Genomic DNA, 15,210 nt, shown 5'->3' with positions numbered 1-15,210 from the left:
TTCCAAAGTCTTAAAGGATTCTTTTGCCCATAAAAGCTGGATTGGAACAATTAGAAGTAGTGCAAAATATAACCATGGTGATTTTGCGCGGCTCATGAGTTTATCCTTAAAACTAACCGGGGGCATAACCATATACAGAGCCCATCATTTTTGCAAGAGTATACCGCATCTGATGAGTTAATTGATTGAAAAAATTAGCTTATATTTGCTAAGTTGGCAAAGAATAATATTTGCACAAGCAACTTGTGGATTGTTTATTTTCATGCCATCATGATGCCATTGTAGATTTTTTGAGTGATTTTTATGTTAAAAAAACTTTTGTGCGCCACTCTTGTTTTTGTCACTTATGATGCATTTGCTGTAACCGAACTGGATTTATATCAAGCGCCCTTAAGTAGTTTAAATCAATTTTCACTCAAGCAAACGTCTCATGCAAAAGCGCGAGTTGCTGTTAGTGCAAACGCAGAAAAAAATACATTACAGCCAGTAAATCAGACTCAAGAACACGCAAAAACCATCATGCGGTATCAACAAATGTATCGAGGAATCCCTGTGGTTGGTGCACAAATTATGATTACTAAAGAGGATGGACAAGTAAATGGACATTTACTCAACGACATCCAACTAAACATACAACCCGTACTGACCTCGAATCAAGCGATTGATTTGGCGAAAAAATCTTGGTTCAGCTTTAATCCACAAATGCCTACTTATGAAGAGTTGAGTGAACTGCAAATCAGAGCAGAACAGCAGAATGAGTTGAAATTGGTTTATCAGGTTTCATTTAAAACAACTCAGGGTGACAATAAGCCAGCATGGCCATTTTTTATCGTAGATGCGCAAAGCGGTGAAATCACTAAGGAATGGAACAATATAAAAAATTATATGGATGGCGGGCCTGGCGGCAATGAAAAAGTTCATGAGTATTGGTATGGACGAGATGGATTACCTTTTTTGGAAGTAATTCAAAATGGCAGCCAATGCATTATGGATACATCCAAAGTAAAACTGGTTAATCTGAACTCTGCCTGGGATTGGAATGATCTATTGACTACTCCTTTTGAATATCCGTGCAACAAGAATATCGAAGAAAACATCAATGGTGCATTTTCACCAACTAATGATGCTTATTATTTTGGCCAAACAATTGTGGATATGTATCAAGAATGGTACGGCATCAGTGCGCTACAAAATACGAATGGTACCCCAATGCAGTTAGTGATGCGCGTTCATTTTGGCCAGCATTATGATAATGCTTTTTGGGATGGACAATTCATGTCTTTTGGCGATGGTGAGGATTTTTATCCTTTGGTGTCTTTGGATGTAGCCGGTCATGAGGTGACTCATGGTTTTACGGAACAGCATTCTGGCCTTGAGTATCATGATCAGTCCGGCGCGCTTAATGAATCATTATCAGATATGGCTGGCCAAGCAGCACGAGCTTATCTCTTGGAGAAATTTCCTCAGCTTTATAATAAGCTGTATCTGGAGTCCAATACGGTAACATGGGGCATTGGCGAGACTATTGTGCGCGAATCGTTTGGTAAGGCTTTACGCTTTATGGATTTTCCTTCTTCAGATGGTAGTTCTGCTGATTGTTTGGATAAAAAACTGGCCCAAAGTCATGGTGCCTATTGTGCAATTAGTTATCCTGATTTAGTTGCTTACGCCAAATCACGTATTACCAACCCTCAAGAGAGACAAAGTTTTATTGTGCATACGGCGAGCGGCATATTTAATAAAGCATTTTATTTATTGGCCAAAAATATAGGTATTAAAAAGTCCTATCAGATGATGATTATTGCCAACAGCAAATATTGGACTCCGACGACTAACTTTATTAAAGGCGCTTGTGGCGTAGTTTATGCTGCTAAGGATTTGAACGTGGATCGACAAATGGTTCAGTCGGTTTTTGCTCAGGTAGGTGTCAGTACTACCAGCTGCATGAGCAACTAATTACTTCCAAAATATTTCTTTGTGAGTAGAATTGATGTCAACAAGCGCGGGGCTTACAGCCCAGCCCACTTATGCTTTCTTTTGTAGCCTGGGTGAAGTGAAGCGGAACCCGGGGGACCGGAGTCTGATTTTTTATCTTAAATCCGAGTTACGGCGCCATTCCACCCTGGCTACTTTAACGATCAGGCCAAATTAAAAGTGGCTTATTTGTGTCCTTACGCAATTCATAAAGCACTATTTTTAATCTGAATGTTGTTTGCTGGGCAGCAGAATTAGTATATAATTGCGCAGTTCAATATTTATTTAGGTTGGTAGCCGAATGGTCATTTTTTTTATTACTCTAAGCATTTTGGTATTAAGCCTGCTTTGCGTAGCCGTTATGGTTTTCAAACTCGTTCGCCAGCCGGCTGAGCCACTGTCTTTTATGCAATATTTGAAATTAGGTATCAGTGGTGTGATTGCTTTTATTGCAGATACTTTGGGTATTGGTAGTTTTGCTGTCAATGTCGCTTTGGCAAAATTGACGGGTACATTTCGTGATGATGAAATGCCTGCTGTGAATAATGGGGCTCAAGTTATCCCCGGAACAATCGAATCATTATTTTTTATGGGTCTAATTGATGTTGATTTAACTACTCTTCTAACCTTAGTTATGGGAACTTGTGTTGGTGGTTTACTGGGTGGTTTTGTCGTGAGTCACTTAAGTAAGCAAGCGATTCGTTTGTCTATGATTTGTTGCTTTGCTTTAATTATTCTGCTCTTAGTGTCACATGAGTTTCGTTTATTACCTGTTGGCGGTGAGCTCACCGAGTTGAGTTCCTGGAAATTGATCGTAGGTTTCTTAGCGATGGTGGTTTGTGGCGCTTTAACCTCCGTGGGTGTTGGTTTGTTCGTTATGGTACAAGGTGTGCTTTTTTTAATGAATATTTCGCCTGTAGTCGCATTCCCAATTATGACTACTGCCGGAGCCATGCAACAACCGTTAACTACGTTGGTGTTCTTAAAACACGATAAAATCCCTCTAAAGAAAACCATGATTCTAAGCCTGTCAGGGTGTTTAGGTGTCCTAATTACTATTCCTATTTTTATGCAATTAACTATTACTTGGTTGCATTTACTTTTATTATTCATCCTGATTTATAACTTCTTTGCCGTGGGACGTACGTATTTACGTTCTAGACCCAGCAAACAGTATGTACAAACTCCAAGCCCTGCTTCTCTTGTAGCAGCTGAATAATAATCCATGCTGCACACGCTCATTTGGTGAGCGTGTGCAGTATATAGTATCATTAGCTAATTTTACGATTAAAAAGAACCCACTATGGATGAACCAGTCAGTAAATCACAGAAAAAAAGAGAAGCCGATTTCTTGCAAAAAACAGGTGTAAAATTTATCGACTTGAGTTTGGCCAAGCTTGATTTACTTCCCCTTCCCGAAAATTTGTACAAAGCAATTGTCGAGGCAAAAGCAATTAAAAGTCATGGGGCGAAAAGAAGGCAAGCACAATTAATTGGCAAGCTGATGCGTGCTGCCGATTATGAAGAAATTTTGGCTGCTTATGAGCGATTACTCGAAGAAGACAGTGCGGTGACTGCATCTTTCCATGAGGTTGAGCTTTGGCGTGATCGCTTGATTAACGAGGGAAAAGACGCATTAACAGCATTTATTGAAGCTTATCAACCTGAAGATGTTCAGCATTTAAGACAACTCATTAAAAAAGCAGTTGATGATCAGCAGAAAGAAAAAAATACAGGTGCTGCCAAAGCACTGTTTCGCTATTTGAGGTCATCCATAGAATGAACTATTCTCTATTCATTAGCTGTCCACGTGGACTTGAATATTTATTAGAAGAAGAAGTAAAAGCCATAGGCTTGTCGGTTACACGTGTTAATCCACAAGGTGTGTATGGCGAGGCCAATTTGTTGACCCTATATAAATTATGTCTTTGGTCAAGAATAGCGAACCGCGTGCAATTAATTCTTTTTAGTGGATATGCTGGTAATGAACAGGCTCTGCATCAGCTGTGTACCGAATTTCACTGGCAGACGGTTTTCTCACACGATAAAACCATTGCGATTGAATTTCATGGCGCTTCCGAGCACATTCGCAATACCATGTATGGCGCTCAGGTGGTTAAGGATGGAATCGTTGATCATTTCCGCCGCTTAGATCATTCTCGTCCTTCGGTGGATAAGGAAAAGCCACAAATTCTTATCCATGCCTATTTAAAAAATGATGTCGTTACGGTGAGCTTTGATCTTACTGGATACAGCTTACATCAAAGAGGATATCGCCAAAAAGCAGGTGCTGCTCCCCTAAAAGAAAATGTTGCTGCGGCATTACTTATGCGCGCTAAATGGCCAGAATTGGCTGCGAAAGGGTATGCGCTGCATGATCCTTTTTGCGGTGCAGGTACTTTGGTTATTGAAGCAGCGATGATGGCGGCACATATTGCTCCTGGTTTGTTGCGCCAGGACCAATCCTTGCAACATTGGGCACAGCATCAATCCTCATTATGGGAAAAAATACGTGTAGATGCTTTGCAGCAAGTTAAATCAATGCCTTTGACTTTATTAGGTACGGATGCGGACAACAAGATAATTGCTATAGCACGTGCTAATGCTGAGCGTGCTGGCGTGGCTCCCTTGGTTGAGTTTAAAACCCAAGCCTTAAAAGAAGTTCAGGCTTCAGCAAAAACAGGATTAGTAGTCTGTAATCCGCCCTATGGCGAGCGTCTCAGTGAGGCGACCCATTTGGTTCCTCTCTATCAGCAACTAGGCAAAATTTTGCATGCGCATTATCAAGGTTGGCAGGCAGCTGTTTTGACGTCCAATCCTATTTTAGCAAAGGCCTTAGGATTACGTGCCGGCAAACAATACACTATATATAACGGTGCATTGGAGTGTAAGCTTTATTGCTTGGATATTCATGTGACCAATGAGCTTAAAGGAAGCATGAGCCATACTTTGTCTGAAAGTGCACAGATGCTGTTTAATCGGATAGAAAAAAATTATCGTCATTTACAAAAATGGGCGAATAAGAACCATATTTCATGTTACCGAGTATATGATGCTGATTTACCTGAATATGCATATGCCATTGATGTATATAATGATTATGCTGTACTACAGGAATATGCGGCTCCTACAAGTATTCCTATTCATAAAGTAGAGAAGCGCAGTTTAGAAGTAATACAAGTTGTTCCAAAAGTGTTGGGGCTCGAGCCTCACCATTTGGTCGTAAAGCAGCGCAAACAACAAAAAGGAAGTGAGCAATACCAAAAACTAGGGCAAAGCCGACAAACCATGGTTGTAACAGAAGGCCAAGCTAAATTTAAAGTTAATTTATATGATTATCTGGATACAGGTTTATTTTTGGATCATCGTCTAATGCGCTTAAGCTTTGCTAAATTGAAACCAGGAACGCGGTTTCTCAATTGTTTTTGTTATACGGCCAGTGCCAGTATTCATGCTGCTTTAGCCGGCGCGTTAACCACTAATGTCGATTTGTCTAATACATATTTACGATGGGCTGAAGAAAATTTCAAACTCAATCATCTTGATTTATCCAAACATCAGTTTGTGCAATTTGATTGTCGTGAATGGATGAAGGTTGCTCGCGATCGCTTCGATGTTATTTTCTTAGATCCACCTAGTTTTTCCAATTCTAAACGCATGACAGACACCTTGGACATCCAACGTGATCATCTGTCTTTGGTGAATTCGGCCATGCGTTTGTTAAATCCAGATGGGGTGTTATATTTCTCTACCAATCTACGTCAATTTAAATTGGATCCAATACTTAAAGAAAAGTATTCAGTACAAGATATTAGCGCGCAAACTATTGATCTGGACTTTAAACGAAATCAAAAAATTCATTATTGTTTTAAAATAATGATGCCGCAATTCGCCGAGGCTTGAACTGATAATTTGTGTACAGGGAGTACAAATGAAAAAACATAAGAAAAAAATACCTGCTAATGTATATCTACATATGCTACGTAATGCTTTTTTCGGGCTACTAATGACCTCTTTGGCGCTTTTTATAGGTATGTGGGGATATCATTATTGGGAGAGTATGTCCTGGGTTGATTCCTTCATGAATGCTTCGATGATTCTTTCTGGTATGGGGCCTGCATCCAACTTGGTAACAACTCATGGAAAGATCTTTGCAGGATGCTATGCATTATTTAGTGGTTTGGCTTTTATTGCAATTATGGTGATTATACTTTCACCTCTGATTCATCAGTTTTTCCGTAAGATTCATTTGGAAAGCCAAGAGACTGTCTCTGAGGAGTAAATTGGGTTTGTCCTGGTGGCGGTTCGTAGGCTGGGCTGCTAAGCCCAGCAAGCGATCGTTGTGTTAATTCTGCTAATGCTGGGCTTAGCAGCCCAGCTTACGAATAACGACTCTTAATTAAAGCGTATCTTTTTCAGTACCGTATATTTGTTTTTTTAAGGATTGCATGAGACCTGCCATAAAAAATAATTCTGCAACCAGGTATAAAGGAGCGATGAGTGCTTGGCACAAGTTATCCATGAATGCAGGTTTTTTACCTTCCAGATAATGGCCGTAAAATTGTAACCCCCAGCCTAAGATAAACAGAATGACAAATGACCAAACGCCTAAAGTTGTTGGGCCATCTTGGCTAAACCAATTGGCTATTAATAACAAGATGATCATGATTGGTGTAAGTGCTAAAGCCAACTGCCAATTTAAACGGAAATAGTAAATTAAAGCAATGAGGGTTCCTAAACAGGCAAGATTTGTTGCAAAAACACCGGGCATAATGATTTTTATGAACCCTAGCAGAATCATTATCGATAAAATAATGATAGGGACTCCTGCCATATGGGTGTAACGTGTTTGAATGTTTTGGTGATACGCGGCATAAAATTGTGCTTGTTCAATAAAGGATTTCATTTTAAGAATCTTCTGATAGAGGTACTTAAAACATAGCACATTCTCTTAAAAAAAGCAGATATGCATTTTGTAGCCTGGGGCTGCACCCAGGCTACATGTAGTTTTACTTATCAAAGGAGTATGTTCCGACAATATAAAGAACATTGCCATTGGTTGATGAGCCAGGCACATAGGAAGCTTTTAAGGCAAATTTTTTATAGAATACCCCTGCCCATGGGACTGCGCCCGGAAAAGGAATACTATGAAAAATATCAGGCCGTGAGGTAACAAATACAGAAAATCCCAATCCAGCCTTAAAGTCCTTAGTCAGAGTTGCTACTTTCAAATAGGCGTATCCAGCAATTGGTTCTACATTACGGTGGGAGTCAAGGAACGCAAATGTGTACAGGCCATGCCAATTTCCCTTCTCATCAAAAAATCCCTTGCCAAATCCTCCACCCCAAGCAAGCTCGTTGTATTTTTTTTTCTGGATCTGTTCTGCAGAATAGGTAAAACGGTTATGCCAGGCATAACCAGAAAGATAAAGATCGGTACTTCCCTCAGTCCATGTCTGATGAAGGTGATGGCAAAAAGGTTTAAATAATGGAAGCCAATATTTACACCCCTTGGGTTCTGCAGTTGCCTCTTGCGGGGTTTTAATTGTCAAAGAACCAGTCTTATGCGTTTTGTCATTAGATATAGATGAAGAAGAAATTACAGGCGGATTACTGCTGTAAGTATTAAAGGAAAACAGTGTTAATAGACCAATAATGATCATTCGTACCGTAAAGTTTTTCATTTAATTTTTAACCTAAGCGGGAGCTATACTACAAATATAAACTTTGATCAGAATTTCCTATGCTGATTTGGCAGCGTTCTTGCTTATTTATATAGAAATATGAGTTTAAAAACGGTGAGCATACCATGGACTTGTTTCGTAAAAAAGAGATCAATGCATCATTGGCCGATGAATCACATCTGACTAAATGCTTAACAGCTTTTGATCTGACCCTTTTAGGTGTTGGGGCGATTATAGGCGCTGGTATTTTTATTTTGACAGGAGTTGTTGCGGCAAAAGACGCGGGGCCTGGAATTATCTTTTCTTATGTATTGGCGGGGTTTGCTTGCATCTTTTCAGCGTTATCTTATGCGGAACTGGCTGCAACTATAGGTGGATGTGGTAGTGCTTACGGTTATGCCTATGCTGGTTTTGGTGAGTTAATTGCCTGGATTGTGGGTTGGGACTTATTGTTGGAATATGCCATTTCTGTTTCTGCAGTTTCTGTTGGATGGAGCGGTTATGCAAATGATTTTCTTATGGCGATAAAAATAAATCTCCCGAAAACACTTTTGTCTGGCCCGGAGAATGGTGGTTTTTTTAATTTATTAGCTTGCCTGATTATTGCAATTTTAACTGCATTATTAATTTGGGGGGTCAAATCAAGTACCCGAGTCAATAATATTATGGTGATGATTAAGCTGTTTGTTGTTCTTCTTTTTATCGGAATTGCTTTAGGGGAAGTTAAGCCGTCTAATTGGTCGCCATTTTTACCTTTTGGTTGGCACGGTGTAATTCAAGGTGCATCATTAATATTTTTTGCATATATTGGATTTGATGCAGTATCTACCGCTGCCGAAGAAGCAATCAATCCGCAGCGTGATTTACCTATAGGAATCATAGGTTCTTTATTTATTTGCACCATTTTATATATTGTTGTTTCTGGATTATTAACAGGGATCGCGCACTACAGTACCCTCAATGTTGCCTCCCCCATCAGCCATGCTTTATTAGTTTTAGGTTATAAATCAGCTGCGAGCTTGATAAGCCTGGGTGCTATTGCCGGATTAACTACCGTCATGCTGGTGTTATTTTATGGTCTAACGCGCGTTATGTTAGCAATGACGCGTGATGGCCTATTACCGAAGATTTTTTCCAAAACAAATCCATATACTCATACGCCCATAAGGATTATTGTATTGTGTGGCATTTTAATGGCATCGCTTGCTGCTTTTGTTCCCATGGATGTTTTAGCTGAGCTAGTTAATGTCGGTACTTTATTTGCATTTTTTATTGTCTGTGCCGGTGTGTTATATTTACATTATAAAAGGCCAGAGATGCATCGTCCGTTTAAAACCCCAGGAAAGCCTTTGGTGCCTATTTTAGGGATGGCAACCTGTCTTTATTTGATCATTAATTTGCCTTCAATTACGCTAATGCGTTTTTTGATTTGGATGGGAGTCGGGTTGGTCATTTACTTTTCTTTTAGTTATACCCGTAGTGCGTTGCAAAAAAATGGCTAAGAGCTGTGCCCGGATGTGTTAGGTAATTCGTTGACAAAATAGCAGTGCAGGCTGGGCTGATAAGCCCAGCATTTGCTGAATTAATTTCGTATTCTCCAAAATGTTCATCATGAAACACCGCATCCTAAGTTCAGTTAACAAGGGTTTGTTCATTGGTCTTAAAAGGAAATATATTGGCCTGTTACATGCTGGGCTTATCAGTCCAGCCTACTTTACCTTTATCAACGAATTGCCTAACACACCCGAGTATAGCGGGGGTATAGTATCAGGATATGATTGGGGATCCCTCGTTGCACTCGGGATGACGAGGACCGAGGCACTGAGCTCTCTTAGATGTGGCTTAATACCAATGCCGCAGCAATTATTCCTGCGGCAGGAACTGTAATGATCCAGGAAAAGAAAATTCGTTTGATGACATGCCAATGTGTTCCATTAACTCCGTTCGCTAAACCCACGCCGGCAATTGCTCCTGTCACGGTATGTGTGGTTGAGACAGGAATACCACATTGAGTTGCTATAAAAAGCGACATGGCGGCGCCAGTTTCCGCAGCACAGCCCTTCATGGGATCAAGTTTTGTTATTTTGGTCCCCATTGTATGTACGATACGCCATCCTCCAGCCAGAGTCCCGAGACTAATCGCTGCCTGGCATGAAATGACTACCCAAAAAGGAACATAAAATGGCCCTTGAATCCATGCTGATGAAAACAGCAATATAGAAATGATGCCCATAGTTTTTTGTCCATCATTACTGCCGTGGGTTAAGCTCAGTAATGCAGAAGAGCACAGCTGAAATACTTTAAAGAATTTGAATTCAGTTTTCTTTTTATGACGTAATAATGTATTAAAAAAATAGATTAGGAGCAGGGCAACACATAATCCGAATGCTGGTGAAATGAAAATTCCACCAATTACTTTGATGAAACCTGAAAGCTTGAGGGATGAAAATCCGCCTTTGGCTATTGCAGCACCAGCTAGGCCGCCAATCAGAGCATGTGATGAGCTTGAAGGAAGTCCATAATACCAAGTGACAAGATTCCAAAATATAGCGCCAATCAATGTGGCTAAAATAAAATGTGCATCGACAAAATCGGTATTAATTAATCCACTGCCTATGGTTTTTGCTACGGTCAGATTGAAAACTAAAAAAGCGATGAAATTGAAAAAAGCAGCCCATATTACTGCTTGTCTAGGGGTCAAAACCTTGGTCGTAACAATCGTTGCTATGGAATTTGCTGCATCATGAAAGCCATTAATAAAGTCAAAGACATAGGCAATCAAGATAACAAAAAGTGTGAATAAAATGGCTGAGTCCATATTTAATAGTTCCTTGTGCCATAACTTTATTTGTATCCATTCATGCCCCATGCACCGAAAGGTTGTATTTGGCGCATCTTGCGCAAAAAAATAAACCTTAAGGGTGGCCTAGGTGAATGTCCGTAGGACCGAAACCCGGTTTCGCTTCACCCTAGCTACAAGTACATTTATGAATGTTAACGCATCAAACCATTATACATAGTAACTACTTTTAGTCATTAATTTAGAAACAATCCGCATTAACTGTTTCACCGGATAAGGAAGTTCAATTGCTCCAGCGTTTAATGCCGTAGCTGCATGGTGTTCTTCATCTTCTTTCATTTTAACGAGGATTGCTTGGGACTTTTTATCGTGCTCTGGTAAGTTATCTAAATGGCGTTGCAAGTGAGCTGATACTTGCCGCTCGGTTTCTACAACAAAACCCAAGCTGATTTTATCGCCGGCGAAGCCTGCAATTGCTCCTAAAAGCATTGATCCACCATACCAAAAAGGATTTAAGATACTTGGTTTTGAATTCAATTCTGCTAATCGCATTTCACACCAGGCCAAATGGTCGGTTTCTTCGGCTGCTGCATCGCTCATTTGCTTTTTAATATGGGTTAATTGTGCGGTTAATGCCTGGCCTTGATAAAGTGCTTGAGCACAAACCTCTCCTGCGTGATTGACGCGCATAAGTCCAGCAATATGTTTTTTTTCTTTACTAGAAAGGTTCGTATCAGCAAGTTGTTCTGCTGGTGAGGGGCGAGCGCTCATTCTTTGAGCGGGGGGAAATAAAGTGCGTAGTGCATTATCCACTTCAGATATTAGTGTATCAAGGACGTTATTCATGTGACGCAAATTTTTTTATATTGAGTGATGTACTATGATATCCTGAGGGATGATGCCATCGCCAGATTTTTCTTTGGCTTTTACGGGGCGTCGTCGTCCAAAGGAAGTATTTAACATCCCACTTGTTCCGTGAACATAAGGCTCGCTTTCCCCCACTACTTCATATCCTTTGAGAAGATCATCACTGTCATCTTCATCCTCAATATCCACAGTCCGTGGCGGTGACACTTTTTTGTTATCTGCTGCTGACGTGCCTTCTTCTGGATAAATTGTTTTGCGACCGAGCATATGCAGGATAGCTAAAGTTAATGCGCCGGTGGCAAAAGTGAGGGCAGCGCCTGTAGCAGCGGGAATCGATACACTCAATAAAGAAAATAATTGGGCAAAAGGATAGGCCAGAATATTGAGCATGGCAATTGCACCAGGTCCCATAGTTGGCATCAGTGCTGCTAATATAGGCGGTGCGAATATTGTCAGTGAGGCGACTATTGCACCAATAAAACATGCTGAGGCTAAAGCACTCAGGTATCCCAAGACAGGATGAATTTTATGCGCTGCCTTAAAGCTGGCCATAGGCGAAGTAATCGTTCTCAGCAGATAGTATGCACCTTGAAATAATCCTTGTAGACCCATAGTTGTGAGCAGTAAAACACTGCGTATGCTCTGAGTTACGCCATTGGTTGGCGCCCAAGAAAATAATTTATTCTTTATAAAAGAGGATGCCTCACTCAACAGATTAAGTGGAAACTCGACGGCAAGTGACAACAAATTAGTTATCGGCGCAGTAATAAATTTTAGGGTTATAAAATAAGCTATTTTAGAGCCGTTGGCCTGTGGCCAACCCATAAAGTAATGCCCAAAATGATGGGCATCCCTTTCTTCTTCGGCAACAAGAGGCAAAAAAGTATCTTGCCAGGCTTTTTTCACAAAAGAAAAAAAAGACGTTTCTGGAACTCTTGGTGCCTTGTGCATACACAGTTTTTGGGCTGAAGTGCTTACGGGAGCGGTGGTTGCATCTAAAAGCTGTTTAGGACTTGGGTTGGCATTGGGATCTTGTTCAAGAAAACCTGCTAAAGTTTTGATGAGACTCCCGGTATGATAACCACAAGTAACGCCATCAAAAAATGATTGGGTTCCAAAAGAATAATAGCTGGCTGATTTAATTTGCTGCGCGTTAAAATGGCTTAAGTTAACCGTTTGTTCTGGGCTTGCGAATGGGTTTAAGGCGTGAAACAAGCCTTTTGCAATTCCGGTGATGGTATTTTTTGATGGCTCACGCGCAAAAAAACGTTCAGGATTACTGTATTTGGAGTCGTAGACTTTAGCTTGTGCACCATTGGGTGGGAGATGCATAGCGACAATATGTTGTTCGGTCGCTCCTTGGCCGATGACGCCAAACAAGATGTGTTTTTTGGTTAAATCTGGTCTCGTCTCAAGAAACTTAAAGAATGCTTCAAGTGATTGAACGGGGATTGACTCATGCACCATCACCACGTTATCGCGCTGTTCTAATGTCAGCTCTAACGAGGACGCTTTTGTTTCAATTTGGCCTTTACCATCTTTAAATAAAAACGGAAAGACAATATCACCAAGAGGAAAATAGCCAGCCATAATAACCTTGGATTTTAAGGTGCTCTACGTAAGTACTCGCCATTATACACATTGGGCAATATTAACACAAGATTAAATTATTGTTGGATCCAATCTTGCACCGCGGCGATGGTTTCCTGATGCACTTGGAGAAATTGTTGGTACAGCGCTTGCGGGTACATTTGTGGATGGTGTTGGAAATGCTTTTCCAGAGCCTCGCACGCATGACGCATGCGGATGGTACCACAATAAAGGGCACTACTTTTTATTTTATGGGTGATTTTATGAATCTCAATGAGATCTTGTTTTTCCCATGCTTGTGTTGTTTTTATTAAGTCTTTGACATTTTCTTCAATGAATAGGGGCAATATTTTTTTGAGTGCCGTTTCTGAGCCGAGATTGTTTACCCCATGAGTCATATCGAATAATGGATATTCATCAATGGGCAGCATGGATTCAAACTTGGTGGAGGGCAAATCATGAGCTTGTGGATTGACGTTGTAATGTTCCAAGAACTCTTCCAGCATATGACTGCGCAGGGGTTTAGTAATTACTCGATTCATTCCTGCCTGCAAACACTCCTTTTCGACATCAGCCACAGCGTGGGCTGTTAAACCAATGATGGGAGTGGGGGGGCGATGATGATTTTGTTCATGCAAGCGAAATTGTTTCGCTAATTCTATCCCGGTAGTATCAGGCAGACCGATGTCGCTTAATACCCAGTCAAAAATATGTGTTTGAAATAATTCCAGTGCTTTGCTCCCTGTCGATGCCGATAAAAAGCGGATCCTAAGTTGTTGCAAAAGATTCTCTATCATCTTTAAAGCAATCGCATTATCTTCAATAAGCAGTACAAAGGGTGCGCCCTTTGCTTTTTCTAGAGTACTTTTTTTCGCGGCGATGCTGGATGCGACTGGCTCATGCCTGTTTGTAGGTTGTTCTGCGTGATGTACGGGAATTGTCAGTGTGAATGTAGTCCCCACATGATAGGTTGAGTCGACACGTATTTTTCCTTTTAATAATTGAGTATAGCGTTTCACTATATGCAGCCCTACACCATGGCCTGAGTAGATCCCTTGATCAGCAGGTGTTGCACGATAAAAACGTTTGAATATTTTATCTTTATCTTTTGGTTTAATGCCTGTTCCCGTATCTTTGACAAAAAACTCCAGAACTGTTTTGCCAGGGCTTTGTGATTTTGGCCGGACACCAATTTCAACAACACCTTTTTCCGTAAATTTAACCGCATTACCTAATAGGTTTAATAAGATCCGGTGCAGCTTTATCACATCTGTCGTTATCCATTGCGGCGTATTCATGTCAACACTCACTACTAAATCCAGTTTTTTCAAAGTAATGGTCGGAAATTCCAGATCCGTGATGCTGCGAATCAAATCATGAACATTGCATACCGATTCATTGATTATATTTTCTTGTTGACTACCTGCCGCAATAATATCGAGTACCCCATTAAGCAGAGCAAGGAGGTGCTCTCCACTGATATTGATCATATGCGCATGTTCTTTTAATTGCGTATCTTCAGCCGCCTGCTCCAGTATGCTCGACATGCCAATAATCCCGCTTAAGGGGGTACGAATATCGTGGCTCATATGACGAATAAACTCATCTTTAGCGCGGTTTGCTGCTTCTGCTTTGTCTTTAGCTTGCGTGAGCTCCGCTTCGATTTTTTTGAGATAAGTGATGTCGATGGTATTACCAACTATACCGACAATTTTGCCTGCTTTATCCAATAATGGTTTTTTAGTCGAAAGTAAAATAATTTCTTCACCTGAAGGTAAAAGCGTTTTTTCTTCCCGTGACAATTCAACATTTTTTTCGACTACTTCAAGATCGTTGGTCCGAAAAAGCTCCGCACTTTGTTTATTAAATATCTCATAATCCGTTTTACCAATAACCTCATTTTCACTGCATTCAGTGATAAATTTCATATGGTGAAGACTTTCAACACAGCGTTGATTCATCCCAGACCACACACCTGCTAAGTCTTTCCAATAAATATCTCCAGGCAAGGCATCAAGCAGGCCTTTTAATTGGCTGCACTGGGCTTCCAAGTGATTGATTTTCTTTTGCAACGTATGGATTGTTTTTTCTAAATCGGCTACTAAATTCGTCGAGTTGGAGGTTTCTTTTTTTGCCATTTTTTTCCATTATCAATAATAGTTCTTAATTTAGCGTATATTGCATCCCAATTCTAAAAAACATGAATTATCATGTATTTTTGAGCGGGGTCAACTGACTCAATTGAAATAGAAGAACACTTTTATTTTTAAGCATAGATAAATAATCCCTAATTTT

The 15,210-nt window shown here is 40.4% G+C and carries 12 protein-coding genes; 6 read left to right on the top strand and 6 right to left on the bottom strand.

Annotated features, from left to right (window positions below; all coding sequences use genetic code 11):
- Positions 1-303 precede the first annotated feature (303 nt).
- The 5 genes from BGO44_RS15075 to BGO44_RS15055 all read left to right on the top strand — a co-directional run bounded on the left by BGO44_RS15075 (position 304) and on the right by BGO44_RS15055 (position 6,256).
- Positions 304-1,956: a M4 family metallopeptidase gene (locus BGO44_RS15075; protein WP_058511429.1), complete on the top strand. Its 1,653-nt coding sequence runs from the start codon at positions 304-306 to the stop codon at positions 1,954-1,956.
- Positions 1,957-2,275: 319 nt separating this feature from the next.
- Positions 2,276-3,193: a hypothetical protein gene (locus BGO44_RS15070; protein ID WP_058511430.1), complete on the top strand. Its 918-nt coding sequence runs from the start codon at positions 2,276-2,278 to the stop codon at positions 3,191-3,193.
- An 84-nt stretch (positions 3,194-3,277) separates the two neighbouring features.
- The gene (gene yjgA / locus BGO44_RS15065; protein WP_058511431.1) at positions 3,278-3,757 is read left to right on the top strand and encodes a ribosome biogenesis factor YjgA; all 480 of its coding nucleotides are present in this window, start codon (positions 3,278-3,280) and stop codon (positions 3,755-3,757) included.
- On the top strand, positions 3,754-5,877 hold the full coding sequence (gene rlmKL, locus BGO44_RS15060) for a bifunctional 23S rRNA (guanine(2069)-N(7))-methyltransferase RlmK/23S rRNA (guanine(2445)-N(2))-methyltransferase RlmL (protein ID WP_058511432.1): 2,124 nt from the start codon (positions 3,754-3,756) through the stop codon (positions 5,875-5,877). Before yjgA ends, rlmKL begins: the two co-directional genes overlap by 4 nt.
- Positions 5,878-5,905: 28 nt before the next feature.
- Positions 5,906-6,256 (top strand): hypothetical protein, encoded by a 351-nt coding sequence (locus BGO44_RS15055; RefSeq protein WP_273198681.1) that lies wholly within the window; start codon positions 5,906-5,908, stop codon positions 6,254-6,256.
- A gap of 117 nt (positions 6,257-6,373) precedes the next feature.
- On the opposite strand, the gene BGO44_RS15050 is transcribed toward BGO44_RS15055, so the two are convergent.
- A complete protein-coding gene (locus BGO44_RS15050) occupies positions 6,374-6,880 on the bottom strand; it encodes an Mpo1 family 2-hydroxy fatty acid dioxygenase (RefSeq protein WP_273198682.1) in 507 nt (168 codons plus the stop codon).
- A 103-nt stretch (positions 6,881-6,983) separates the two neighbouring features.
- Positions 6,984-7,658, bottom strand: coding sequence for a lipid IV(A) palmitoyltransferase PagP (pagP, locus tag BGO44_RS15045; protein ID WP_273198683.1), 675 nt, complete (start codon positions 7,656-7,658; stop codon positions 6,984-6,986).
- A gap of 125 nt (positions 7,659-7,783) precedes the next feature.
- Between pagP and BGO44_RS15040 the strand changes: the two genes are divergently transcribed.
- Positions 7,784-9,160 (top strand): amino acid permease, encoded by a 1,377-nt coding sequence (locus BGO44_RS15040; protein ID WP_273198684.1) that lies wholly within the window; start codon positions 7,784-7,786, stop codon positions 9,158-9,160.
- A 329-nt stretch (positions 9,161-9,489) separates the two neighbouring features.
- Here the strand turns inward: BGO44_RS15040 and BGO44_RS15035 are convergent, their stop codons facing one another.
- The 4 genes from BGO44_RS15035 to BGO44_RS15020 all read right to left on the bottom strand — a co-directional run bounded on the left by BGO44_RS15035 (position 9,490) and on the right by BGO44_RS15020 (position 15,053).
- Positions 9,490-10,476, bottom strand: a complete 987-nt coding sequence (locus BGO44_RS15035) for an inorganic phosphate transporter (protein ID WP_058511437.1) — start codon at positions 10,474-10,476, stop codon at positions 9,490-9,492.
- 192 nt (positions 10,477-10,668) lie between these two features.
- A complete protein-coding gene (gene coq7, locus BGO44_RS15030; protein WP_083503969.1) occupies positions 10,669-11,304 on the bottom strand; it encodes a 2-polyprenyl-3-methyl-6-methoxy-1,4-benzoquinone monooxygenase in 636 nt (211 codons plus the stop codon).
- A 15-nt stretch (positions 11,305-11,319) separates the two neighbouring features.
- A complete protein-coding gene (locus BGO44_RS15025; protein ID WP_273198685.1) occupies positions 11,320-12,915 on the bottom strand; it encodes a hypothetical protein in 1,596 nt (531 codons plus the stop codon).
- Between the two features lie 77 nt (positions 12,916-12,992).
- On the bottom strand, positions 12,993-15,053 hold the full coding sequence (locus tag BGO44_RS15020; protein WP_058511440.1) for an ATP-binding protein: 2,061 nt from the start codon (positions 15,051-15,053) through the stop codon (positions 12,993-12,995).
- Positions 15,054-15,210: the final 157 nt, after the last annotated feature.

This window comes from Legionella sp. 39-23, from assembly GCF_001897665.1.
Lineage (GTDB): Bacteria > Pseudomonadota > Gammaproteobacteria > Legionellales > Legionellaceae > Legionella > Legionella steelei.
This window is presented reverse-complemented; position numbering and strand designations above follow the sequence as displayed.

Coding starts and splice junctions, on each gene's coding strand:
- BGO44_RS15075 (WP_058511429.1), top strand. CDS start 304: ATGTTAAAAAAACTTTTGTGCGCCACTCTTGTTTTTGTCACTTATGAT.
- BGO44_RS15070 (WP_058511430.1), top strand. CDS start 2,276: ATGGTCATTTTTTTTATTACTCTAAGCATTTTGGTATTAAGCCTGCTT.
- yjgA (WP_058511431.1), top strand. CDS start 3,278: ATGGATGAACCAGTCAGTAAATCACAGAAAAAAAGAGAAGCCGATTTC.
- rlmKL (WP_058511432.1), top strand. CDS start 3,754: ATGAACTATTCTCTATTCATTAGCTGTCCACGTGGACTTGAATATTTA.
- BGO44_RS15055 (WP_273198681.1), top strand. CDS start 5,906: ATGAAAAAACATAAGAAAAAAATACCTGCTAATGTATATCTACATATG.
- BGO44_RS15050 (WP_273198682.1), bottom strand. CDS start 6,880: ATGAAATCCTTTATTGAACAAGCACAATTTTATGCCGCGTATCACCAA.
- pagP (WP_273198683.1), bottom strand. CDS start 7,658: ATGAAAAACTTTACGGTACGAATGATCATTATTGGTCTATTAACACTG.
- BGO44_RS15040 (WP_273198684.1), top strand. CDS start 7,784: ATGGACTTGTTTCGTAAAAAAGAGATCAATGCATCATTGGCCGATGAA.
- BGO44_RS15035 (WP_058511437.1), bottom strand. CDS start 10,476: ATGGACTCAGCCATTTTATTCACACTTTTTGTTATCTTGATTGCCTAT.
- coq7 (WP_083503969.1), bottom strand. CDS start 11,304: ATGAATAACGTCCTTGATACACTAATATCTGAAGTGGATAATGCACTA.
- BGO44_RS15025 (WP_273198685.1), bottom strand. CDS start 12,915: ATGGCTGGCTATTTTCCTCTTGGTGATATTGTCTTTCCGTTTTTATTT.
- BGO44_RS15020 (WP_058511440.1), bottom strand. CDS start 15,053: ATGGCAAAAAAAGAAACCTCCAACTCGACGAATTTAGTAGCCGATTTA.